Raw genomic sequence first — 22,959 nt, 5'->3', positions numbered from 1 at the left:
GCACCTCAGGTCAGGAGGAGTTTGGCGATGCGGCGGGTCGAGGCCCAGAGGCCGATCGCGCCCAGGGCCAGCAGGTAGGCCAGGTTGATCAGCATGCTGCCGGACAACAGGCCCGTCGCCAGGCCGCGCATCAGCTCGATCGCGTGGTAGAGCGGGAGGCAGCGGATCACCCACTGCAGCGGCTCGGAGTACACCGACAGCGGGTAGAACGTCGTCGCGAAGAGGAACATCGGGGTCAGGCCGAGCTGGATGTAGTCGAACTGGGCCGTCGAGCGCAGGAACGTCACCAGCGCCATGCCGATCGCCGAGAACGCCAGGCCCACCAGGAGCGCGGCCGGGACCATCAGCAGGGCCCACCACGAGGCCAGCAGGCCCATCGCCGCCGCGATGGCGAGGAAGGCCACCGCGTAGATGCCGCCGCGCGTGATCGCCCAGCCGATCTCGCCCAGTGCCACGTCCAGCGGGCCGATCGGGGTCGCCAGCATCGCGTCGTACAGCTTGGCGTAGCGCAGCTTGAAGAACAGGTTGTACGTCGATTCGAAGACGGCGCCGTTCATCGCCGACGTCGCCAGCAGCGCCGGCGCCACGAACGCGACGTAGCTCATCGGGTGCCCGCCGGGGCCCGTCACCTCGGTGACCAGCTTGCCGAAGCCCAGCTGGAACGCCAGCAGGTAGAGGAACGGCTCGACCGCGCCGGACAGGAAGATCAGCCAGTTGCCGCGGTAGACCATCACCGAGCGTTCGACGAGCATGCGGGCGCGGCCCGCGTACAGCCCCGGCGGCAGGATGCGCAGCAGCAACCCGGCGCGGGTTTCGACGGCCGTCATTCAGACCACCAGCCTCCGGTAGAAGGCCCGGTGCGCGAGCACCCACCCGGCCGCGAACAACGCCGCCAGCACGGCGAGGTGACCGAGCATCGCCCAGCCGCCGACGCCGCCGATGCCGACGCCGCGGGCCAGCTGCGTGCCGTGCCACAGCGGGGAGAGCCAGGCCACCCAGCGGATCGCGCCCGGCAGCTGGGAGATCGGGAAGAACGTGCCGGAGAACAACGTCATCGGCATCACGACGAACCGGAAGATCAGCCCGAAGCGCTGGCCCTCGTCGTAGGTCCGGGCGGCGAGCGCGGCCATCGGCGCGGTGCAGGCGAGCCCGGTGACCGTGCCGGCCAGGACCACCAGCAGCACCCCCGGCCCGGTCCAGGCGCCGAAGAAGAGCGCGACGAACGCGTAGATCGCGCCCGCCAGCGTCAGGCGCAGGGCCGACCAGATCAGGTGCCCGCCGAACACCTGGCCCGGTGACACCGGGGTGGCCGTGACGGCCAGGTATTCCTTCTGCCACTTGAACCCGGACAGCACCGGGTAGCTCGACTCGCCGAACGCCTGCTGCGCGGCCCCGGCGGCCAGCAGCGCCGGGGCGATGTACTGCAGGTACGACAGGCCGCCGGTGACCTCGCCCGGCCGCACCTGCGAGCCGAAGCCGAGCCCCATGGCGGCCAGGAAGAGCACCGGCTGCAGGCCGGTGGAGTACAAAGTGGACAGCCAGTGCCGGCGGTACCACGTCCAGCGCCCCTCGACCTGCAGCCAGGCGCCGTGCCACTTGCCGACCACCCGGCCGGTCGAGATCGTCGCCATCAGTCCACCAGGGTCCGGCCGGTGAGCCGGAGGAAGACGTCCTCCAGCGAACTGCGGCGCACCAGGCTCGACAGCGGCCGCACGCCACGGGAATGCGCTCGCTCCAACGCGTCCTCGCCGTCGTCGCTGTACAGCAGGACTCGGTCCGGCAGCACCTCCACGCGCTCCGCCAGGCCCTCCACCTGCTGGGCCGCCGACACCTGCTCCCCCGACGCGAACCGCAGCTCGACGACCTCGCGGGTCGAATACCGCCGGATCAGGTCGGCCGGCGAGCCCTCCGCGGCGATGCGGCCGTGGTCCATCACCACCAGCCTGTCGCACAGCTGCTCGGCTTCGTCCATGTAGTGCGTCGTCACGATCAGCGTCGTGCCCTGGGCCTTGAGCCGGAACAGCCGATCCCACAGCAGGTGGCGGGCCTGCGGGTCGAGGCCCGTCGTCGGCTCGTCGAGCAGCAGCAGCTCCGGGTCGTTGACCAGCGAGCGGGCGATCGTCAACCGCCGCTTCATGCCGCCCGACAGCGGGTCGACCTTGTCGCCGGCGCGGTCCGTGAGCTGCGCGAACTCCAGCAGTTCCGCGGCCTTTTCCCGCGCCGCCGCGCGCGACAGGCCGAAGTAGCGGCCGTAGACCAGCAGGTTCTCCCGGACCGTCAGCTCGACGTCCAGGTTGTCCTGCTGCGGCACCACGCCGAGGCGCGCGCGGATCCGCGGCCCGGCCACCTCCGGGTCGAGGCCGAGCACGCGGAGCTCGCCGTCCGTGCGGGGTGACACGCAGGCGATCATCCGCATGGTCGACGACTTGCCCGCGCCGTTCGGGCCGAGGAAGCCGAACGCCTCCCCGCGCCGCACCTCGACGTCGATCCCGCGCACGGCTTCGAACTCGCCGAAGCGCTTCACCAGTGCCTTGGCCTGCACCAGTGCCGGTTCCCGGTCCTCCGCATCGTCCACGCTTCGCACCATAGGACCGACCACCGACAAAAACCGAACGGATTAGCCCCGGACGGTCACCACCAGCGTCTGCGAGACGCCGTTGACCTGCACGGACAGCCGTGCGACACCCGGCCGCAACGCGGTCAGGACGCCCGAAGCCGGGTCGAACGCGACGACGCCCCGGCCGACCTGCCAGTCCGCGCTCACCGGGTAGGACACCGGCATGTCCCGCGTCCCCTGCCGCACCGAAGCCCGGACGACCGCGCGTTCGCCGCGGGCCATCGACGACGGCCCGGTCAGCGAAAGGGCGTCGACGTTCGGGCGCGTCTCGAACCACACCGGCTCGGCGCGGTCGGCCGGGTCCACGCGCAGCAGCGTCCAGCCGACGAACCCGCCGTCGCCCGGCGCGGCCGCGGGCGCCTTGCCCGAATTGCCGTTGACCAGGTACGGCACCCCGTCGACCCGCGACAGCGAGAACACGCCGGCGTGCGAGGCCACCGCGGCGGCCGGCTTGCCGGAAGCCTGCTCGAACCCGGTCAGCCACTGGGTCAGCAGGGTGGCCTCCTTCCGGTCGCCCAGCTGCGAGTTCCCGGTCGGGCTCGGGTCCTTCACCGGGTGGTGCATGGCGACGACGACCCCGCGGACCGACCGGTCGCGCGCCGCGGAGTCGAGCGCCGACCGCAGCATCCGGACCTGGTCGAACCCGCCGGCCCGCAGCGAGCCGCGCGAAGAATCGAGCAGCACCAGCCGGATGCCGCGGACGTCGACGACCTGGTGCGTCGCGCCGAAGGCCGCCTGGAAGTTCGCGAGGCCGTTGCCGCCTTCGGCCTCGTGGTTGCCCGGCACGTAGTACCAGGGCACCAGCTCGCCGAGCTCCTCGGCGATCACTTGCCGGGCCAGCACGAAGTCCGGTGCCGTGCCGCGGTCGACGAAGTCTCCGTTGATCAGCACCAGGTCCGGTTTCGCCGCGACGGCTTCGCGCAGCGCCCGGCGGGCCTGGGCGACCAGCGGCCCCGCCGGGTCGTCCGCGGTGAACTGGGCGTCGCTGACCACCGCGACCCGCAGGCCGCCGGTCAGGACGCCGTCGGTGACCAGCGCGGGGTCGTGCGGGGCGGGATCGGCGGGTACGGCCGTCGTCGGCGCCACCTCGAAGGTCAGGTCGTCGAACACCAGCCGGCCTTCGTACTGCTGGTCCGGCACGTTCTCGACGGCGTAGAAGCGCGCCAGGCGCTGGCCCGCGGGGAGCCCGGCCGGGATCGTGGCGGTGACGTACTTCCAGCCCGTCCAGTCGACGCTCAGCGAAAGATCCACAATGGACGCCACGTTCGCGGCGTCGCGCAGTTCGGCCCGCAGCCACGCACCCTTGCCGTCGCCGTCGACCCACAGCCCGATCTTCTGCGTGCCCGGTGGCACCGCCGGCGGCGACGACGGCGTCACGTAGGCCGCGCGCGTCGCGGTCGTGCCGGTCAGCCGGTAGTCCAGCGCGAGACCGGCGCCGCCGTCGCGGCCGGGTGCCGCGGACAGCGCCGCGCCGACGACCGCCGGGAACACCGTGGCCGCCCAGCCCGCCGGGCCGTCCAGCGGCGACGCCACCTGGGCCACGGTGCCGACCGACGCGGCCAGGTGCGTGGTCAGACCGGCCGCGGACGCCGTGATCGCCGAAGCGCCGGAGGACGTCAGCGCGGTCACCGCGTAGCCGTCCCCGGAGGGCTCGACCCGCACCACCGAGTTGTCGTAGTCGAGCTTGACGTCGTCGGGCTCCAGCCAGGTGCCGTAGCCGTCGGCGTCGTAGCCGTAGACCTTGAACGTGCTCCGCGCGCCCGCGCCCGACAGCGCGACCTGCTCGGTGCTCGTGCCGAGCCGGACCGGCCGGCCCAGCACCGAAAGCGCCGTCTTCCCGGACGCGCGCCCGGACCGCGCGACGACGTCGACAGCCCCCGCGTCGTGCCCGGTGACGACCCCGCGCGTCACGGTCGCCCGCCGGGGATCCGACGTGCTCCAGCGCGGCTCGGCGGCCACCGCGGCGCCCGTTTCGTCGTGGCCGTCGGCGACCAGGTGCCTGCTCAGGCCCGCCAGCACGCGGTTCGCGCCGTCCGCCGCCACGGCGGGCGCCGGGGCGAAGCCGGTGAGCCGGCCGCTGCCCGGCACGGTCGCGAAGCCGATCCCGTTGGGCACCAGGCGTTCCCCGCCGTCGGACGGCGAATTCCGGACGCTCGGCGCCGCTTCGCCCTCGTTGCGCGCGAGGAGCGTCGACGACCCGCCGCCGTCGAGGTTGATCGCGTCGTCGGCACCGAGGCTCTTCATGTGCCGCGCGAGTTCGAGCTCGGTCATCCCGCGGCTGTCGGCCTGCCGTCCGTCCACGGTGGCCAGCCACAGCTTCCGGCCGTCGGCGGAGAAGCCGACCGCGGTCCGCGGGTGCATGGCGACGTCGTCGACCGGCTGGACGACGCCGTCGCGGAGGAGGACTTCGTTGCCGCCCACGGCGACCGCGATCTTCCCGGCGTCCGAGCGCGGGACGTAGGTGACGCCGACCGCGTCCCCCGGCTGCAGCGCGGCGAGCGCGTCGGCCCCGGCTTCGCGGGCCAGCAGCACCGTCGTCCCCGCCGCGATCGGGCCGGGCGCCGGCTGCTCGCGCACGGCGGTGACCACGCCATCGCGGAGTTCGGCTTCCCGCACCCGGGACGCCCCCGCCACCGAGGTCGCGCGCCCGGAAGCACCCCACAACGGCGTGTAGACGCCGATCGCGTCGGTGCCGAGGACCGGGCTGTTGAAGTTGGTCGCCTTCACCGCGCCGCCGGGCAGCGTCACGGTGGCTTCGAGGAAGACCGACGCGAGCTGGGCTTTGCCCTCGTCGGTGATCGACGCGGTGAGGTTGTGCCCGGCGGCGGGTGCGGTCTGCAGCTGCCCGCGGTCGATGCCGACACCGATCGGCGCGCCGGTGGCGCTGATGTCGAAGAAGTCGCCGTTGACGCCGGCCACCGCGCCCGCCCGCGCGACCTGCTGCGACAGCGGCGTGCGCGCGGAGACCGTGCCGGGGCTCAGGTACGTCGGCCGGAGCACCTTGCTGCCCAGGTCGACGGCGAGGGTGTCGCCGCGGATCCAGCCGGCCGGGTCGAACCGGTCGAACTGGGTGAGGTTCAGGCCGGGCGCGACTTCGGTGGTCGCGCTGCCGGTGACCAGGCCGTCGTCGGGGTCCGCGGCGGCGAAGGCGCTCGGACCTTCGTGGGCCGACGACCCGGCGGGCGCGGCCTCGACCGGCGGCGGGCCGAGCGGCGCTTCGAGGCGGTCCGCGGGGACGGCGAAAGCCGTCGCGAACAGGGCAGCGAGCGGCAACAGGATGCGTGACTTCTTCACCGGGTACCCCAGTATCGAGTGAGAGCGATCCGGGCCAGCACAGCGCAGCGGCACGGCCGGCGGAAGACTTCCCGGTGAACGCCGCCTGAATGGTCTAGAACACCATCACGGGGTCAGCGGTGCGGTGAGGAGCGCCTCCGCGGCAGCGCCGGTGGCGCGCGGGTCCGGCCCGGTGCGTTTCCACAGGCGCAGCAGCAGAGCACGCGCGGGCGCCTCGACGGTCGCGCCGCCCGCAACGGCCGCTCCCAGCGCGGGCGGCTCGCCGGGGTGCACGGTCCAGACGTCACCGGTGTCGGTGGCGCGCACGGTGACCGGCCCGGGCAGCCGGGGCACGGCGTGCCAGCGCGTCACGCGGGGCAGCATCGCCGTGAAGACCTCGTCGACGCCGTCCGCGGCCACGGCCGGGTCGAGCGCGGGATCGCCGCCGAGATCGGCGAGGTGGACGGCGGTTTCGTGCACCTGGCGGCGGAACCAGAACGCCTTCGTCTTGCCGGTGCCGCCGAAGTGCCAGCACGGGTCCGCGGGGTCGGCGGCCTCGAGCTCGCCGAGCAGGAGCCGCGCGCTTTCGGCGTACCAGGGCACGAGGTCGGTTTCCGGGCCGGCGGTGAAGTCCTGCGGGTGCACCTCGCCGGTGCGGACGACGGTGGCGGCCCAGCGGTGCACGTTGCCCAGGTGCGTCGCGAGGTCGGCGACGGTCCAGCCGGCGCAGTCGGACACCGCGGCGGCCGGGTCGGCCGTGCGCAGCGCCTCGGCGAACCCGCCGGTCAGCCCGGCCAGCACCGGGACGTAGTCGCGCGGCCGGAAGGGCATCGTCGTCATGGGGGGGGCTCCGAAGCGGAAACCGGGGCCACGCGGACGTGGCCCCGGTTCAGGCGATCACAGGTCGGGGAACCAGAGCTTCAGCTCGCGCTCGGCCGACTCGGGCGAGTCCGAGCCGTGGACCAAGTTGTACTGGGTCTCCAGCGCGAAGTCGCCGCGGATGGTGCCCGGGGTGGCCTTCTCGACCGGGTCGGTGCCGCCGGCCAGCTGGCGGAACGCGGCGATGGCGCGGGGGCCCTCGACGGCGAGCGCGACCAGCGGGCCCGAAGTGATGAACTCCAGCAGGTCGCCGAAGAACGAACGCTCCTTGTGCTCGGCGTAGTGCTCCTCGGCCAGCGCCTGCGGAACGGTCCGCAGCTCGAGCGCGGCGAGCTTGAGGCCCTTGCGCTCGATCCGCGAGATGACTTCGCCGACGAGGCCGCGCGCGACGCCATCGGGCTTGACCAGGACCAGCGTGCGTTCAGTCACGACGGTGTTTCTCCTTGGTGCGGTGTGTTTCGGTGCGGGCGAGCCTAGCCGACCCTGCTCAACGGCCTTGCGGGTGCAGTGTCTTCGACCACAGCGACGCCCCGGTGGCGTCCCGGAGGTCGACCGTGAGGTCGCCGCTCGCGCCGTCGACGTTCAGCTCGCCGAAGTGCTGGAAGCCGTCGATCGGAGCCGTGTTCGCCGTCGGCGGGGCGTGCACGAAGACCGCCTGCGGGCCGAACGTCGGGTCCAGGGTGTTCGGCCCGAACGCTCCCGCGTTCAGCGGGCCGGACACGAACTCCCAGAACGGATCGAAGTCCTGGAAGGCCGCCCGGTCGGGTGAATAGTGGTGGGCCGCGGTGTAGTGGACGTCGGCGGTCAGCCAGACGACGTTGCGGACGCGGCGGCGCTGGATCTCCCGCAGCACCCAGGCCAGCTCGGTCTCGCGGCCGCCGGGCGCGCCCGGCAGGTTGTTCGCGACGGCTTCGATGTCGGCGCCGTCCGGGACGACCAGGCCCAGCGGCATGTCGGCCTGGACGACCTTCCAGGTCGCCGTGCTGCGGCCGAGCGCGTCGGCGAGCCAGCGGGCCTGGGCGTCACCGAGGATGTAGCCCGGCTTCGTCTGGTCCGCGGTGTTGGCGTTGCGGTAGGTCCGCATGTCCAGCACGAAGATCTCGACGCGGGAGCCGTAGCTGAAGCTGCGGTAGACCCGGCCGTCGACGGCGCGGCGCGAGTCGATCGGGTGCCACTCGTGGAACGCCTGGTACGCCCGCGGCGCGAGGACGTCGACGCGCTTCTCGGTGTAGGCCGGGTTGTCGATGATCTTGCCCGGGTACCAGTTGTTCAGGACCTCGTGGTCGTCCCACTGGACGTACGCGGGCACCTGCGCGGCGAAGCGCTTGAAGTTGTCGTCGAGGCGGTTGTAGGCGTGCTGGCCGCGGAATTCGTCGAGGGTCTCGGCGACCTTCGACTTCTCGGGCGTGACGACGTTGCGCCAGGTCCGGCCGCCGGGGAGGGTGACGGTCTCGGTCAGCGGGCCGTCGGAGTACACCGTGTCGCCGCTGTGCAGGAACAGGTCCGGGCAGCGGGCGGCCATCGCGGAGAAGATCGTCATCCCGCCGAGGCCCGGGTTGATGCCCCAGTTCTGGCCGACGACGTCGCCCGACCACAGGATGCGCGCGTCGCGGCGGCCCACCGGCGCGGTGGCGAACCGGCCGGTCAGCGGCTCGCTCGTGGCGCGCCCGTCGAGGGCTTCGGCGGTGACGCGGTAGTGGTACTCGGTGCCGGGCGCCAGCGCCGGGACGCGCACGCGGCCGGTGCCGCCGCTGTCCGGGCCCACCAGCGGACCGGGCACGCGGCGGGCGTGCCGGAACGACGGGTCCCGCGCGATCTCGACGACCAGGCGCGACGGCCGGTCCGCGCGGGACCAGACGATGGCCGAGCCCGGCGTGACGTCGCCGGACTGGACGCCGTGGGTGAGCACCGGCCGGTCGCGGCGGACGAGCGGGGTCGCGGCGAAGGCCGTGGACGGCACGACGAGGCCGGCGGCGACCGCGGAGGCGCCGGTCAGGCCGGCCTTGATGAGGGTGCGGCGGGAGTGTTCGGTCATGCGCGGTTTCTATCCCGCCGCGGCCAACGCCGGCTTGCGCGCGGATGAACGAACATTGGGGTTTTCCCCCATACCCGGTCGTCGTCGCCGTCGGTAGCTTGGTGATCACGACAAGGGGGTACGAATGGCACTCTTCAGGAAGGCGCTCGCCGGTTTCGCGGCGGTGCTTTCGGTCACCACACTCGGCGCGGGGGTCGCGAACGCGGGTGAGAACAGCGCGAAAGCCGTGCTGCGCTATACCGAACACGGCATTCCGCACATCGTCGCCAAGGACTTCGCGGGCCTCGGCTACGGGTACGGCTACGCGGCGGCGACCGACAACGTCTGCGAGCTCGCGAAGATCTACGTCACGGTGAGCGCGCAGCGGTCGCGGTACTTCGGCCCGGACGGCGAAGGCTACCCATCGCTGTCCGAGGCGAAGAACAACCTGCACAGCGACCTGTTCTTCCAGCAGCTCAACGACTCCGGCGTGGTCGACGGGCTGGTCGCCCGGCCCGCGCCGCAGGGGCCGCGGCCCGAGGTCCGGCAGATCGTTTCGGGCTACGTCAAGGGGACAACGCCTACCTGGCGCGCACCGGCCGGTCCGGGATCACCGATCCGGCCTGCCGCGGCGCGGAGTGGGTGCGGCCGATCACCGAGCAGGACTTCTACCGGCACTTCTACTCCATCGCCGTCACCGGTGGCCTGGGCTTCGTCACCGAAGGGTTGTTCGCGGCGCCGCCGTCCGGTGCGCCGTCGCCGGCCGCGGGCACGCCTGCGCAGCTGTCGGCGAGCCTGCGGGACGGGCTCGGCAAGGGTGGCCTGGGCAGCAACGGCATCGCCATCGGCGCCGACGGGACGGCGGCGGGCAAGGGCAGCGTGCTGTTGGGCAACCCGCACTACCCGTGGCACGACGGACGGCGGTTCTGGCAGAGCCAGCTGACCATCCCCGGCCGGGTCGACGTGGCCGGGGCGAGCCTGCTCGGCATGCCGTTCGTCATGATCGGGCACACCGCGGACGCGGCCTGGACGCACACGGTGTCCACTCCGGTCACGTTCGGGCTGTTCGAAGTCCCGCTGGCGGCCGGTGACCCGACGACGTACGTGGTCGACGGCAAGCCCGAGAAGATGACCTCCCGCGAGGTCGCGGTCCAGGTGCGCCAGGCCGACGGCTCAGTGAAGCCGGTCCGGCAGACGTTCTGGTCGACGCGGTACGGCCCGGTGCTGAACGACGTCGGCGGGATCCCGATGCCGTGGACGGCGAAGTCGGCGTTCGCGCTGCGGGACGCCAACGCGACCAACATGCGCGGGCTGAACACGTGGTTCGAGCTCGACCAGGCCCGCAGCACGGCCGACGTCGTCCGGGCGTTGAGCAGCACGCAGGGTGTGCCGTGGGTGAACACGATCGCCACCGACCGGGCGGGCACCGCGCTCTACGCCGACATCCAGGTCGTCCCGCACGTCACCGACGAGCTGGCCGCGAAGTGCAGCACGCCGACCGGCCGGCAAACGCTGGCCGGCGACGGACTGGCCATTTTGGACGGTTCGCGGTCGGCTTGTCAGTGGGGTTCGGACCCGGGCGCGCTGGAGCCGGGGATCTTCGCGCCTTCGCGGTTGCCGCAGCAGCAGCGCCGGGACTACGAGCTGAACGCCAACGACAGCGCGTGGCTCGCGAACGCCCGGGCGCCGCTCACCGGGTTCCCGCGGATCGTCAGCGACCAGGACACCGAGCGGTCCCCGCGCACCCGGGAAGCGCTGCTGACGGCGGAAGCGAGCAAGTTCACCACGGACTCGATGAAGAAGATGCTCTTCGCCGACCACAGCCAGTTCGCCGACCTGGCGGCGGCGGACCTGGCGAAGCTGTGCGCGTCGTTCCCGGGCGGACTGGCGCCGTCGTCGTCCGGCCCGGTCCCGGTCGGGCCGGCGTGCACGGCACTGGCCAACTGGGACCACACGTACTCGTTGGACAGCCGCGGTTCCCTGTTGTTCCAACGGTTCGCCACCCGGCTCGCCAACGTCGACCGGTTCTCCGTGCCGTTCGATCCGAAGGCACCGCTGACCACGCCGCGCACGCTCAACGTCGGCAACGCGGACGTCCGGAAGGCGTTCGGTGACGCCCTCGTGGAGCTGCGCACCGCGGGCTTGGCCCCGGACACGCGACTGCGCGACGGCCAAGCCGTCACCCGCAACGGCGACCGCATCCCGATCCACGGCGCGCAGGGCTTCCTGGGCGTGCTGAACGTGATGACGACGGTGTGGGACCCGGCCCGCGGCAACACCGAGGTCGCGCACGGGTCCAGCTACATCCAGGTGGTCGGGTTCAGCGGGCGCGGGTGCCCGGACTCCTCGACGTTGCTGACGTACTCGCAGTCGGCCAACCCGAACTCGCCCTACTTCAGTGACCAGACGAAGTTGTACAGCCGTGGCGAGTGGGTGAAGGGCCGGTTCTGCGAGGCCGACATCCTGCGCTCCCCGGCGCTGCGGGTGGTGGTGCTGCACTGACTCCTCGGCGGAGGCGGACGTTCAGCCGTCCGTCTCCGCCGCCAGTGTCCGCAAGTCCGCGTATGCCTCGTCGAGGTGTTCGTCCAGGCTGCGGGCGGACTCCCGGATCCAGGCGCCCGCCGCGAGGTGGAACGCGCCCCAGCCGACCTGGGCGGCCAGCGCGGCCCGCCGGTCGCCGACACCCCGATCGCGCAGCGCCTCGGCGAGGGCGTCGGCCATCGCCGCGGCCTTGGCCAGGTCGCGCTCCCGCAGCGCCGGGGTCGCGGCGATGACCGCCAGCCGGGGTTCGGCGAAGGGGCGGTTCGCCGCCAGGATCCGGCCGGCCTTGCGGAAGGCGCGGCGGAGGACTTCGAGCGGCGGCAGCCCTTCGGGCGCGTCGGCCACCGACTGGATCAGCTGCGCGCGCAGGGCTTCTTCTCCGTCGAACAACACTTCGCGCTTGTCCGGGAAGTGCCGGAAGAACGTGCGCTCGGTGACCCCCGCCCTCGCCGCGATCTCGGCCGTCGTGGTCCGGTCGAAGCCGCGTTCCGCGTACAGCTCCAGGGCCGCCTGCTGGAGGCGGCGGCGCGCTTCTTCTCCGCTTCGGGGCACCGCGTCAGCTTACCGGTAGCGACAGCGACTGACACTACGCGGTAAGGTCGGTAGTGTCAGTCACTGTCACAACGCCGGAAGAGGGTCCCATGCACGTCTTCGTCACCGGCGGTTCCGGCCTGACCGGGCCCGCCGTCGTCGCCGAGCTGATCGCGGCCGGCCACACCGTCACCGGCCTGGCGCGCTCGGACGCGGCCGCCGCCCGGCTGACCTCGCTGGGCGCCACCCCGCACCCCGGCTCACTGGACGATCTCGACAGCCTCCGCGCGGGCGCCGCAGCCGCCGACGGCGTGCTGCACATGGCCTTCGGGGGCGATTTCGCCGATCCGGACGACATGATGCGGCGCGACCGGGCCGCGATCGAGGCCCTCGGCGGCGCGCTGGAGCACACGGGCAAGCCGTTCGTGAGCACGTCCGGCACCCTGGTCATGCCCGCCGGCCGGGAAAGCAGCGAGCGGGACGAACCCGACGCGGCCGGGCTCGCCGCGTTCCGGATCGCGGGCGAGCGGGCCTGCCTCGGCTTCGCGGGCCGGGGCGTGCGCGCGACCGTGGTCCGGCTCGCCCCGACCGTGCACGGTCCCGGCGACTACGGCTTCATCGGCATGCTCGCCGACACCGCCCGCAAGACCGGCAAGTCCGCCTACGTCGGCGACGGCGGCAACCGCTGGCCCGCGGTGCACCGGCTCGACGCGGCCGTGCTCTTCCGGCTGGCCCTGGAGGCCGCGCCGGCCGGCAGCGTGCTGCACGGGGCCGCGGAGAACGTCCCGTTCCGGAGCATCGCCGAGACGATCGGGCGCGGCCTGGACCTGCCCGTCGTCTCGCTCACCCCGGACGAGGCCGCCGGGCACTACGCGACCCCGTTCATGGCCACGGTCTACGGCTTCGACGCGCCCGCCTCCAGCGCGTTGACGCGGGAACTGCTCGGCTGGTCACCCCGCCACCCGTCGCTGCTCGACGACATCGAGCACGGGGATTACCTATATCCGGATATCCGGATATAGTGCTGACATGCGTGTTCTCGTGGTGGGACAGGGGCCGGTGGCCCGGGTGCTGGCGACGTCGCTGGCCGAGGAGCACCCGGCCGGGCTGGTGGTGCGCGCCCGGACCACGGACTCCCGGGTCATCGAAACCCGCCGGCGGCGCACCGTCGACCTGGTGACACCCGGCGAGCGGCCGTCGGGCTGGGACGTGGTGATCAGCACGGCCTCGCCCGCCTCGCCGGGCGTCGCCGAGCTGTTCGCGGGGGCAACGGTTGTCACGGCGGTCACGCAGGTGCCGTCGGAGGTGGAGCTGCTTCGCGAGCTGGCCGGCGACCGGCCGTGGGGCCTGGTGGTACCCGGGTTCTTCGCCGGCGGCGCCGATCCGACGTGGTTCTGGCCGCGGGCACGGTTCACGATCGCCGGTCCGGCCACCGACCTGCTCCGGCCGTTGTTCGCCCGCCGGCAGCCGACCGCCCCGCTCGCCGCTCCCCTGGTGTCCGCGGCGACGACGATGCCCGTGGTGGCGGGGCTGCACGCCGTGGGCTTCGACCTCGCGGCCGCCCGCCGGTCCGCGCGGCAGCTCGCGGCGGCGGCGACGCAGGCGCGCACCGCGGTCGCGGCCGGATACGACGTGCCGCGCCCGCGCCCGGTGAGCGCACCCGCCGTGCGTGCGGCGCTGACGGTGCTACCACGGCTGGCGCCGTTCGACGTGCCGCAGTACCTGCGCGACCACTTCGGCGGGCACGGGCCGCAGACGGTCCGGATGCTGCGGGACTGGGTGGACCTGGGCCGGCGGCACGGCCGTCCGACGAGTGCGCTCGAAGAGCTGCTGGAGCGGGTGCCCGCATGATCCAGGACGCGCTGAGCACCGCGCTGCCCGTGCTGCGGGCACTCGGCGAAGCGACCCGGGTGCAGATCATCGGGGTGTTCCTCGATCGCGGCGGATCCGCCACGGTCGGCGAGGTGCAAGCGGCGCTGGAGCTGCCGCAGTCCACGGTGTCACGGCACCTGCGGATCCTGCTCGACGCCCGCCTGCTGGCGGTGACCAGGTCGGGCCCGCACCGGATCTACCGCCTCGACGTGCCGGCCGATGCGTTGGACGCGCTCGACGCGCTCACCACCGAGGTGCGGGCCTGCCAGCACCCGTGAGGATCACGGCTGGGGCTGCTGGCTGGCCAGCGTCCCGGCCGCCATCCGCCGCGCGACGTCGCGGCGCAGCCACAGGAGCCACAGCCAGACCGCCAGGAAGATCACGCCCAGCACCGCGATCGCCGGCAGCCAGAACACCAGCGCGATCAGCACCACCTGCAACACCAGGATCAGCGGCACCGCCCACGCGCGCTTGACGAAGCCGCACGTCACGATCAGCAGCACCGCCACCGCGATGACCGTCCAGCCGGTGCCCGTGGAGATCCCGCCGCCCAGCTTGTTCACCACCGGGAGCGCGAGGGCGACCGTGATCGCCTCCATGATCAGCGTTCCCGACATCACGCCGCGGAAGCCCTTCATCGGGTCCTTCGGCTTCGGCGCCTCCTGCGACGACGTGGTCACGCCGGCTCCTTCCCGAACAGCGTGCGCGCCTCGCCCGCGGTGACCACCGAGCCCGTCACCAGCACGCCGCCGCCCGCCAGGGGTTCCTCCGGGTCGTCGTTGGTCTCCACCAGCGCGATCGCCGTCTCGATCGCCGTCTCCAGGTCGGTTTCGGCGACGACGCGGTCTTCGCCGAACACCGAGATCGCCAGCTCGTTCAGCTCCTCCAGCGGCATCGAGCGGGGCGACGAATTGCGCGTCACCACGATGTCCGACACCACCGGCTCCAGCGCGTCGAGGATGCCGTGGGCGTCCTTCTCGGCCATCACGCCGACCACCGCGACCAGGCGGCGGAAGGCGAACTCCTCGGACACCGTCGTGGCGAGCGCGCGGGCTCCGTGCGGGTTGTGCGCCGCGTCGAGCAGCACCGTCGGGGCCGAGCGGACGCGCTCGAGCCGGCCCGGGGTCTCGACCTCGGCGAACGCCTCGCGCACCGCCTCGACGACCAGCTGCTTGTCCTTGCCCGCACCGAAGAACGCCTCGACCGCGGCCAGCGCCAGCGCGGCGTTCGCGGCCTGGTGGGCGCCGTGCAGCGGCAGGAAGATCTGGTCGTACACCCCGCCGAGGCCCTGGAGCTTCAGCAGCTGCCCGCCGACGGCGACCTCCTTCTCGAGCACGCCGAACTCGCTGCCCGCGCGCGCCACCGCGGCGTCGACCTCGACCGCGCGCTCCAGCAGCACCTTCAGCACCTCGGGGTCCTGCTCGGCGATCACCGCGACCGAGCCGGGCTTGATGATGCCCGCCTTCTCCCGCGCCGCGCTCACCGCGTCGGGCCCCAGGTACTCGACGTGGTCGAGGCCGATCGGGGTGATCACGGCGACGTCGGCGTCCGCGACGTTCGTGGCGTCCCAGGCCCCGCCCAGGCCCGCTTCGAGGACCGCGGCCTCCACCGGCGCGTCGGCGAACGCGGCGAACGCCATCCCGGTGAGGATCTCGAACTTGCTCATCTCGACGCCGTCCGCGGAGGCACCGTCCACCATGGACACGTACGGCGCGATGTCGTTCCACAGCTCGGCGTAGCGCGCGGCGGAGATCGGCCGGCCGTCGAGCGCGATCCGCTCGGTCACCAGCTGCAGGTGCGGGCTCGTGTAGCGGCCGACGCGCAGGCCCATCCGGGTCAGCAGCGCGTCGATCATCCGGGCCGTGGAGCCCTTGCCGTTCGTGCCGGCCACGTGCAGCACCGGGTAGCCGCGGTTCGGCTCGCCCAGCAGCTGCGTCAGCGCCGAAATGCGGGTCAGCGACGGCTCGATCTTCGTCTCCGGCCAGCGCTGGTTCAGCTCGGCCTCGACGGCCATCAGCTCACGCCGCGCCTCGGGGCCGTTCGGGTCGCCGTACTCGACCTGGTCGCCCTGGTCGTCGAGCTCGTGCAGCTCGGCGTCCTCGGGCACGCTCAGGTCGGGCACCGGGCCGGTGGCGAGGTTGTCCCCCAGCTGGCCGACCCCGCCGATCCCGCCGCGCGAGCCGCCGCCGGCTTCGAACGCGGTGTCGCGGACGTCCAGTTCCGGGTCGTGGTCGTCGGACTCCTCGTACCCCGACGTCCCCAGTTCGTCGACGCCCGCGAAGCTGTCCAGATCCGACAGGTCCGGCTTGCGACCTGTCTCATCCTGCGGCACTGAATCTCCTCCGGCCTGGGGTTTCGCACTTGCCTTGCGAGTCTACGTGCGTGACGGGTGGCACTCTCGACGCATGCCGTTCAACCACAACGACCACTACCACCCGCTGCTGCTGGACCTGCTGCCGCCGGGTCCGGGGATCGCGCTGGACGTCGGGTGCGGCACCGGCCGGTTCGCCCGGCGGCTGGCCGCGACCGGCATGGCGGTGGAGGCCGTCGACGTCTCGGCGGCGATGGTCGAGGCGGCGGCCGGGCTGGGGTCGCCGGGGCCCGGCCAGATCGTCTACCGGCAGGCCGACGTCACCACCGACCCGCTGCCCGAGGCGCACTACGACTACATCTCGTGCCTGGCGTCGCTGCACCACATGCCGTTCGAGACGGTCGCCAAGCTGCGCCGCGCGCTGGTGCCGGGCGGCGTGCTCGTGGTGCTCGGCCTGGCGAAACCGAGCACGCCCGCGGACTGGGCGAAGGCGATCGCGGCGGTCCCGGTCAACGCGCTCGCGCGCCTGGTCGTCTACGCCGGCGAACGGCTGAACGGCGGCCCCGAAGCGGGCCCGACGGCTCCCGTCGTCGACAACTACCCGACGCTGGCCGAGCTGCGCCGCGAATCGGCGCGGTTGCTGCCCGGGAGCACGGTCCGGCCGTTGCTCTTCTGGCGCACCTTGATCACTTACCGTGAGCACGGCGACGGTGACCTGACTGGCGGGTGAAGTTCTTCCCCGTCGGCCGCCGGTACTCGCTAGATGTGGTGGCAGCGGTTCCACCAGCGAGAACGGGGTCTTCATGCGCATCACCCGGCTGCTCGTCGCTGTCCTTTCGGCGGCCGTCCTGCTCACCGCCACCGCGGCCGCCGCGTCGGCGGCCGGGACCATCCACCACTACGTCGCCCTCGGCGATTCCTACACCTCCGGGCCGTTCATCCCGCTGCAGCGGTCCGACCCGCTCGGGTGCGGGCGGTCGACGGCGAACTACCCGTCGGTCCTCGCGGCGGCGCTGAAACCCGGCGTGTTCACCGACGTCAGCTGCGCCGGCGCGACCACGGGCTCGATGACCGCGCCGCAGCCGGTGGCGTTCAACGCCACGAACCCCCCGCAGCTGAACGCCCTGCGCCTCGACACGGACCTGGTCACCCTCGGCATCGGCGGCAACGACTTCGACCTCTTCGGCCGGCTGCTGGCGACCTGCCCGGGACTGCGCGCGGGCGCCCCGGCCGGCAACCCCTGCGAGCAGCACTTCACGGTCAACGGCGTCGAGACGGTGCCGATGGCCGTCACCGCCATCCAGCCGCGGATCGAGGCCGTTCTGGCCGCGATCCACCAGCGCTCGCCCGGGGCCCGGGTGATCGTCGTCGGCTACCCGCGGATCGCCCCGGACACCGGGTCGTGCCCGGACGTCCTCCCGTTCGCCGACGGCGACTACGCCTGGCTCAACCGCGTCGAGAGCGACCTCAACGCGGCCCTCTCGGCCGCGGCGGCGAACACCGCCGCGGAGTACGTCGACACCTTCGGGCCGTCGACCGGCCACGACGCCTGCGCCCGCGGCGGCGCGGCGTGGATCAACGGCAAGGACCAGAACATCTTCGCGGCGGCCGCCTACCACCCGTTCCAGGCCGGGATGGCCGGCGCCGCCGCGGCCGTGCTCAAGGCGCTGACCTGACGAAGTCCAGCACGAGCCGGGCGAACTCGTCCGGCAGTTCGGCCGGGGCACCGTGCCCCGCGTCGATCTCGGCGGCGCGCGCGTCCGGGATCGCGGCGACCAGCTCGCGCTGCTGGTCCGCCGTGACGATCCGGTCGTGCGCGCTGCCGAGCACCAGGACCGGCGCGGTGATCCGGCCGAGCACCGGCCGCAGGTCGACGGCGCGGTCGGCCTCGATCTGGCGGTCCGCACCCGGCTGGATCACCGTTTCCAAGGTCTTGACGAGCTGGTCGTTGCTTTCCGCGGTGGCCTGTTCCCAGTAGCGCGGCCCGAAGGCCATCAGCGGGAGCATCCGGGCGAAGGTGCCGGTGCCGAGCAGGTCCAGCCAGTAGCGGAACTCGGCGTCCTGCCGGACGTCGGTGGCGGGCCAGGCGGCGTGCAGGACGGCGGTCCGGACGCGGTCCGGGCGGGTGCCAGCCAGGTGTGCGGCCACGACCGCGCCGAGCGAGTGCCCGACGACGTGGGCGGTCTCGAAGCCGGCGTCGTCCAGGACGGCGGCGGCCTGGGCGGCGAGGGCTTCGACGGTGATCGGGCCGCCGCTGTCGGTGGTCAGGCCGGAGCCGGGGAAGTCGGGCGCGAGGACGGTGAAGCCGTCGGCTTGCCCGGTCAGCGGTCCCCATTGTTCGCGGGACGCGGCGGTGCCGTGCAGCAGGAGCAGAGCGGGGCCGTCGCCGGTCCGGTCGTAGTGGACGACGGCGTCTCCGAGGGTCACTTCCGGCATCGTTCAGGCGATCTCTCGGAGGGCGGCGGTGAACGCGCGCGGGTTTTCCTGGTGCGGCACGTGCCCGCAGCCGGCGAGCACGTGCACGCGGGCGCCGGGCGTCTCCGCGGCGCAGCTGCGCGGCACTTCGAGCGGGATCTGGGCGTCGAGCTCGCCGTGCAGGTAGGTGATCGGGGTCTCCAGGTCCTTCAGCCGCGGCCGCGGGTCGTAGGTGGTGCACTCGGTGAACAGTTCGTCGATGTAGGGGCCGGAGTCGAGCAGCTGGCGGACGGTCCAGTCGACGAGCCCGCGCGCGGCACCCGGGGCGAACCAGCCCGGCACCCAGCCTTCGAGGGTGCCGGCCCGGTCGTCGACGAGCTGTTCGCGCAGGTCGCGGACCTGGTCGAGCATGCCGGTGCTCGGCCAGTACCCGGGACTGTCGACGGCGACGACGCGCTCGACGAGGTCCGGCCGCGCGAGCGCCAGCTCGGTGGCGAAGACGCCGCCGATGCTCGACCCGACGACGGTGGGCTTGATCTTCAGCGTCTCGACGAGCTGGGCGAGGTCGGCGACGACGGTGCCGATGGTGTTGCCGTCGGCGGGGTGGTCCGAGCGGCCGCACCCGCGCCAGTCGGGCGTGACGACGCGGTGATCGCGCACGAGATCGGGCAGGCACGAGGACCAGACGCGGCCGCTGGTGCCCCAGCCGTGCAGGAGCAGCAGCGCGGGGCCGGCGCCGGCGTCTTCGTAGTGGAGACGGGTTCCGTTGATTTCCAGTTCGGGCATGCGCCGAGCCTGCCCCGCGGGCGCGGGCGTTGCGATGGTCAAGTCACTCGTACACTGATCACGGAAGCTGATGAATGGGGTCCCGGTGGAGCTGCGGCAGCTGAGGTACTTCGTGACGGTGGCGGAGGAGCTGCACTTCGGCCGCGCGGCGGAGCGCCTGCACATCGTCCAGCCGGCGGTGAGCCAGCAGATCCGGCGGCTGGAGCGAGCACTGGGCGTGTCGTTGCTGTCGCGGACGACGCGTTCGGTGGCGCTGACGGAGGCGGGACAGCGGTTCTTGCCGGAGGCGCGAGCGGTGCTGGCGGCGGCCCGGCGGGCGGAGGACGCGGTCGCGTCGTTCCGGGACGTCCGGCTGCTGCGGCTCGGCACGAGCGAGGGTTTGGGCGACCGGCTGGGCGGCCTCTTGGGCGCGTTCGCGCGGCTCGCGCCGTCGGCCTCTCTGGAACTGGTGCACGCGCCGACTCTTCAGCGGCTGGAGCGCGTTCGGGACGGGTCGCTGGATGCGACCATCGTGCGGGGTTCGTGGCCTTCTTCGGGGCTGGACTTCACTCCTTTGTGGATGGACGAGGTCCTGGTGGCCCTGCCGGCCTCGCACCCGCTGGCTTCGTTGCCCGTCGTCGACTTCGCTTCGCTGGCTTCGCTTCCGGCGCGGTTGAGCCCGCCTTCGCGGAACCAGCCGTTGTACGACTTGGTCGTTTCGTGTTGCCGGGAGGCGGGCTTCGAACCTTTGCCGGGTCCGGATTTCACGACGGCGCAGGATACGTTGGGGACGTTGGGTTTCGGTCGTCCACACTGGACGGTCTTCTACCGGGCGCACGCGAACCTGCTGCCGGTGCCGGGCGTGGCGTTCCGGCCGCTTCGGGACCCGACCCCGCGGATGCAGACGTACCTGGCCACGCCGTCCGACCGGCGGGTGACGCCCGAGGCGGTGGCGCTGATCGAAGCCGCACGGTCGACCGAAGCCGGCTGAGCAGCCCCCGATTTCACGCTACCCGAGGGGTACGACAAAGCCCGGCGCTCCGCAAACCGAGCACCGGGCTTTGTCCACGACCTCAGGAAGCCGGAAGAGCCGCCAGCCGCGCCGTGATGCGGTCGATGTCCGCCGCCGCCGTCTCCTTGCGGGTTTTGATCTTGGCCACCACCTGCTCCGGGGCCTTGGCGATGAACGCCTCGTTGCCGAGCTTCGCCTCCGTCTGCGACAGCTCCTTCTCCGCCGCCGCGAGGTCCTTCTGGAGACGCTTGCGCTCGGCCGCCACGTCGACCGTTCCCGACAGGTCCAGCTCCACCGTCACCACCCCGGCCGCCAGGGCCACCTCCAGCGAGGCGCTCGCCGCGAACTCGGGCGACGGCTCGGTCAAGCGGACCAGCGAACGGATCGCCGGTTCGTGGCCGCCCTCGTAACCCGCCAAGCGGGCCGCCACCTTCTGGCCCGGCTTCAGGCCCTGGTCCGCCCGGAAGCGGCGGATCTCCGTCACCAGCTTCTGGACGTCGGCGATCCGCGCGTCGGCCACCGCGTCGGCGTAACCCCGCGATGCAGAAGGCCACGAAGCGACCACCAGCGACTCGCCACCGGTCAGTGCCGTCCAGAGCTTCTCCGTGATGAACGGGATGAACGGGTGCAGCAGCCTGAGCACCGTGTCCAGCACATGCCCGAGGACAGCGCGTGTCGCGGAAACCCGGGAGGGGTCTCCTTGGTACAGCTGGACCTTCGCCAGCTCCAGGTACCAGTCGCACAGCTCGTTCCAGGTGAACTGGTAGAGCGCGCCCGCCACCTTCGCGAACTGGAAGTCCTCGAACAGGCCGTCCACTTCGGACACCAGCGCGGCCAGGCGGCCCAGGATCCAGCGGTCCGCCTCCGTCAGGTCGGCAGCGGCAGGCAGCGGCGAAGCGACCGAAGCGCCGTTCATCATCGCGAACTTCGTCGCGTTCCACAGCTTCGTGCAGAAGTTGCGGGAGCCCGCCGCCCATTCGTCGGCCAGGGCCATGTCCGCGCCCGGGTTCGCGCCGCGGGCCAGGGTGAACCTGGTGGCGTCCGCGCCGTACGCGTCCATCCACTCCAGCGGGTCGATCACGTTCCCGCGCGACTTCGACATCTTCTTGCCCTGCGCGTCGCGGATCAGGCCGTGCAGGTACACGTGGTCGAACGGCTGCGCACCTTGCATCTGGTGCACGCCGAACATCATCATCCGGACCACCCAGAAGAACAGGATGTCGTAGCCCGTCGACAGCACGCTCGTCGGGTAGAACTTGGCCAGGTCTTCCGAAGAAGACGGCCAGCCCAGCGTCGACATCGGCCACAGGCCCGACGAGAACCACGTGTCCAGCACGTCCGGGTCCTGCGTCCAGCCCTCACCGGCCGGCGGCTGCTCGTCCGGGCCCACGCACACGACCTCGCCGTCCGGCCCGTAGTACACCGGGATGCGGTGGCCCCACCACAGCTGGCGCGAGATCGTCCAGTCGTGCATGTTGTCGACCCAGTCGAAGTAACGCTTGCCCAGCTCCGGCGGGTGGATCTTGGTGCGGCCGTCGCGGACCGCGTCGCCCGCCAGCTTGGCCAGCTCCTCGACCTTGACCCACCACTGCAGCGACAGCCGCGGCTCGACGACCGTGTCACAGCGGGAGCAGTGCCCGACCGCGTGCACGTACGGCCGCTTCTCCGCGACGATCCGGCCGGCCTCCCGCAGCGCGGCGACGACCGCCGGGCGCGCCTCGAAGCGGTCGAGGCCCTCGAACGGCCCGGCCGCGGTGATCTCCGCGCGCTCGTTCATGATCGTCAGCATCGGCAGGTCGTGCCGGCGGCCGATCTCGAAGTCGTTCGGGTCGTGCGCCGGGGTGACCTTCACCGCACCCGTCCCGAACTCCGGGTCGACGTGCTTGTCGGCCACGATCGGGATGCGGCGGCCGGTCAGCGGCAGCTCGACCTCGGTGCCCACCAGGTGCGCGTACCGCTCGTCGTCCGGGTGGACGGCGACCGCGGTGTCGCCCAGCATCGTCTCCGCGCGGGTGGTCGCGACCACGATCGCGCTGTCGCCGTCGCCGTAGCGGATCGACACGAGTTCGCCGTCGTCGTCGTTGTGGTCGACCTCGATGTCCGACAGCGCCGTCTGGCAGCGCGGGCACCAGTTGATGATCCGCTCGGCCCGGTAGATCAGGCCCTCGTCGTAGAAGTTCTTGAACACCGTCTGGACGGCCTTCGACAGGTTCTCGTCCATGGTGAACCGCTCGCGCGACCAGTCGACGCCGTCGCCGAGGCGCTTCATCTGGCCGAGGATCTTGCCGCCGTACTCGGCCTTCCACTCCCAGACGCGCTCGACGAACTTCTCGCGGCCCAGGTCGTGGCGGGAAAGGCCCTCGCCGGCCAGCTGGCGCTCGACGACGTTCTGCGTCGCGATGCCGGCGTGGTCCATGCCCGGCAGCCACAGCACCTCGTAGCCCTGCATCCGGCGGCGGCGGCTCATCGCGTCCATCAACGTGTGGTTGAGGGCGTGGCCCATGTGCAGCGAACCGGTTACGTTCGGCGGCGGCAGTACGATCGAGAACGGCGGCTTCCCCGACGAGGCGTCGGCCGTGAAGTACCCGGCCGCTACCCAGCGGTCGTACATCGGTGCTTCCTCGGCGGCCGGGTCCCAGGCACCCGGAAGGTCGGTGGTCTGCTGCGGAGCGTTCTCGGTCACAATGGACAAGTCTACGAACCCGTCACGGCGGGTCACCCAGGGGGAA

The 22,959-nt window shown here is 72.4% G+C and carries 20 protein-coding genes and 1 pseudogene; 8 read left to right on the top strand and 13 right to left on the bottom strand.

Translation table 11 applies throughout. The annotated features are described in order from the left end of the window. Positions 1–5: 5 nt before the first annotated feature. The 7 genes from ACWDN5_RS13075 to ACWDN5_RS13045 all read right to left on the bottom strand — a co-directional run bounded on the left by ACWDN5_RS13075 (position 6) and on the right by ACWDN5_RS13045 (position 8,804). A complete protein-coding gene (locus ACWDN5_RS13075) occupies positions 6–827 on the bottom strand; it encodes an ABC transporter permease (RefSeq protein WP_310972327.1) in 822 nt (273 codons plus the stop codon). Continuing rightward, complete coding sequence (locus ACWDN5_RS13070) at positions 828–1,631, bottom strand: ABC transporter permease (protein ID WP_310972325.1); 804 nt, start codon at positions 1,629–1,631, stop codon at positions 828–830. It abuts the gene before it with no gap. Then, positions 1,631–2,587 carry an ABC transporter ATP-binding protein gene (locus ACWDN5_RS13065; RefSeq protein ID WP_310972323.1) on the bottom strand — a complete coding sequence of 319 codons (957 nt, stop codon included), beginning with the start codon at positions 2,585–2,587 and terminating at the stop codon, positions 1,631–1,633. Before ACWDN5_RS13065 ends, ACWDN5_RS13070 begins: the two co-directional genes overlap by 1 nt. A gap of 30 nt (positions 2,588–2,617) precedes the next feature. After that, entirely contained in the window at positions 2,618–5,911 is a 3,294-nt protein-coding gene (locus tag ACWDN5_RS13060) for a phosphodiester glycosidase family protein (protein ID WP_449676433.1), read from the bottom strand. A gap of 105 nt (positions 5,912–6,016) precedes the next feature. Beyond that, complete coding sequence (locus ACWDN5_RS13055) at positions 6,017–6,730, bottom strand: maleylpyruvate isomerase family mycothiol-dependent enzyme (RefSeq protein ID WP_449676432.1); 714 nt, start codon at positions 6,728–6,730, stop codon at positions 6,017–6,019. Between the two features lie 57 nt (positions 6,731–6,787). Continuing rightward, on the bottom strand, positions 6,788–7,198 hold the full coding sequence (gene ndk, locus ACWDN5_RS13050; RefSeq protein ID WP_310972320.1) for a nucleoside-diphosphate kinase: 411 nt from the start codon (positions 7,196–7,198) through the stop codon (positions 6,788–6,790). A gap of 58 nt (positions 7,199–7,256) precedes the next feature. Next, positions 7,257–8,804: an alkaline phosphatase D family protein gene (locus ACWDN5_RS13045; protein ID WP_449676431.1), complete on the bottom strand. Its 1,548-nt coding sequence runs from the start codon at positions 8,802–8,804 to the stop codon at positions 7,257–7,259. A gap of 124 nt (positions 8,805–8,928) precedes the next feature. Here ACWDN5_RS13045 and ACWDN5_RS13040 point away from each other — a divergent pair. Both ACWDN5_RS13040 and ACWDN5_RS13035 read left to right on the top strand, forming a co-directional pair. Further along, positions 8,929–9,297 (top strand): annotated as a pseudogene (locus ACWDN5_RS13040) (penicillin acylase family protein); the annotation flags it as partial. Positions 9,298–9,425: 128 nt separating this feature from the next. After that, positions 9,426–11,285 carry a penicillin acylase family protein gene (locus ACWDN5_RS13035; protein ID WP_449676430.1) on the top strand — a complete coding sequence of 620 codons (1,860 nt, stop codon included), beginning with the start codon at positions 9,426–9,428 and terminating at the stop codon, positions 11,283–11,285. 21 nt (positions 11,286–11,306) lie between these two features. Here ACWDN5_RS13035 and ACWDN5_RS13030 read toward each other — a convergent pair whose 3' ends face one another. Beyond that, positions 11,307–11,876, bottom strand: coding sequence for a TetR family transcriptional regulator (locus ACWDN5_RS13030; protein WP_449676429.1), 570 nt, complete (start codon positions 11,874–11,876; stop codon positions 11,307–11,309). A gap of 89 nt (positions 11,877–11,965) precedes the next feature. Between ACWDN5_RS13030 and ACWDN5_RS13025 the strand changes: the two genes are divergently transcribed. From ACWDN5_RS13025 to ACWDN5_RS13015, 3 genes are read left to right on the top strand one after another with little or no spacing between them, the layout of a single operon-like run. Then, positions 11,966–12,877: an SDR family oxidoreductase gene (locus tag ACWDN5_RS13025; protein WP_449676428.1), complete on the top strand. Its 912-nt coding sequence runs from the start codon at positions 11,966–11,968 to the stop codon at positions 12,875–12,877. Between the two features lie 7 nt (positions 12,878–12,884). Further along, on the top strand, positions 12,885–13,706 hold the full coding sequence (locus ACWDN5_RS13020) for a hypothetical protein (RefSeq protein ID WP_449676427.1): 822 nt from the start codon (positions 12,885–12,887) through the stop codon (positions 13,704–13,706). Continuing rightward, the gene (locus tag ACWDN5_RS13015) at positions 13,703–14,005 is read left to right on the top strand and encodes an ArsR/SmtB family transcription factor (protein ID WP_310972310.1); all 303 of its coding nucleotides are present in this window, start codon (positions 13,703–13,705) and stop codon (positions 14,003–14,005) included. Before ACWDN5_RS13020 ends, ACWDN5_RS13015 begins: the two co-directional genes overlap by 4 nt. Positions 14,006–14,008: 3 nt before the next feature. Here the strand turns inward: ACWDN5_RS13015 and ACWDN5_RS13010 are convergent, their stop codons facing one another. Then, a complete protein-coding gene (locus ACWDN5_RS13010; protein ID WP_310972671.1) occupies positions 14,009–14,365 on the bottom strand; it encodes a DUF4233 domain-containing protein in 357 nt (118 codons plus the stop codon). 38 nt (positions 14,366–14,403) lie between these two features. After that, positions 14,404–16,059 carry a bifunctional tetrahydrofolate synthase/dihydrofolate synthase gene (folC, locus tag ACWDN5_RS13005; RefSeq protein WP_449676426.1) on the bottom strand — a complete coding sequence of 552 codons (1,656 nt, stop codon included), beginning with the start codon at positions 16,057–16,059 and terminating at the stop codon, positions 14,404–14,406. Positions 16,060–16,132: 73 nt separating this feature from the next. Here folC and ACWDN5_RS13000 point away from each other — a divergent pair, with 73 nt between their 5' ends. Together ACWDN5_RS13000 and ACWDN5_RS12995 are read left to right on the top strand one after the other, a co-directional pair. Then, positions 16,133–16,768, top strand: coding sequence for a class I SAM-dependent methyltransferase (locus tag ACWDN5_RS13000; protein ID WP_449676425.1), 636 nt, complete (start codon positions 16,133–16,135; stop codon positions 16,766–16,768). Positions 16,769–16,841: 73 nt separating this feature from the next. Beyond that, a complete protein-coding gene (locus tag ACWDN5_RS12995; protein WP_449676424.1) occupies positions 16,842–17,714 on the top strand; it encodes an SGNH/GDSL hydrolase family protein in 873 nt (290 codons plus the stop codon). On the opposite strand, the gene ACWDN5_RS12990 is transcribed toward ACWDN5_RS12995, so the two are convergent. Both ACWDN5_RS12990 and ACWDN5_RS12985 read right to left on the bottom strand, forming a co-directional pair. Continuing rightward, a complete protein-coding gene (locus ACWDN5_RS12990) occupies positions 17,698–18,474 on the bottom strand; it encodes an alpha/beta fold hydrolase (protein WP_449676422.1) in 777 nt (258 codons plus the stop codon). The two genes, ACWDN5_RS12995 and ACWDN5_RS12990, sit on opposite strands and share 17 nt — an antisense overlap. A gap of 3 nt (positions 18,475–18,477) precedes the next feature. Further along, positions 18,478–19,239, bottom strand: a complete 762-nt coding sequence (locus tag ACWDN5_RS12985; protein ID WP_449676420.1) for an alpha/beta fold hydrolase — start codon at positions 19,237–19,239, stop codon at positions 18,478–18,480. 70 nt (positions 19,240–19,309) lie between these two features. On the opposite strand from ACWDN5_RS12985, the gene ACWDN5_RS12980 reads away from it, so the two are divergent. Then, positions 19,310–20,209: a LysR family transcriptional regulator gene (locus ACWDN5_RS12980; protein WP_449676418.1), complete on the top strand. Its 900-nt coding sequence runs from the start codon at positions 19,310–19,312 to the stop codon at positions 20,207–20,209. An 82-nt stretch (positions 20,210–20,291) separates the two neighbouring features. On the opposite strand, the gene ACWDN5_RS12975 is transcribed toward ACWDN5_RS12980, so the two are convergent. Further along, on the bottom strand, positions 20,292–22,913 hold the full coding sequence (locus ACWDN5_RS12975) for a valine--tRNA ligase (protein ID WP_449676417.1): 2,622 nt from the start codon (positions 22,911–22,913) through the stop codon (positions 20,292–20,294). Positions 22,914–22,959: the final 46 nt, after the last annotated feature.

Source organism: Amycolatopsis sp. NPDC003731 (assembly GCF_053586895.1).
This window is presented reverse-complemented; position numbering and strand designations above follow the sequence as displayed.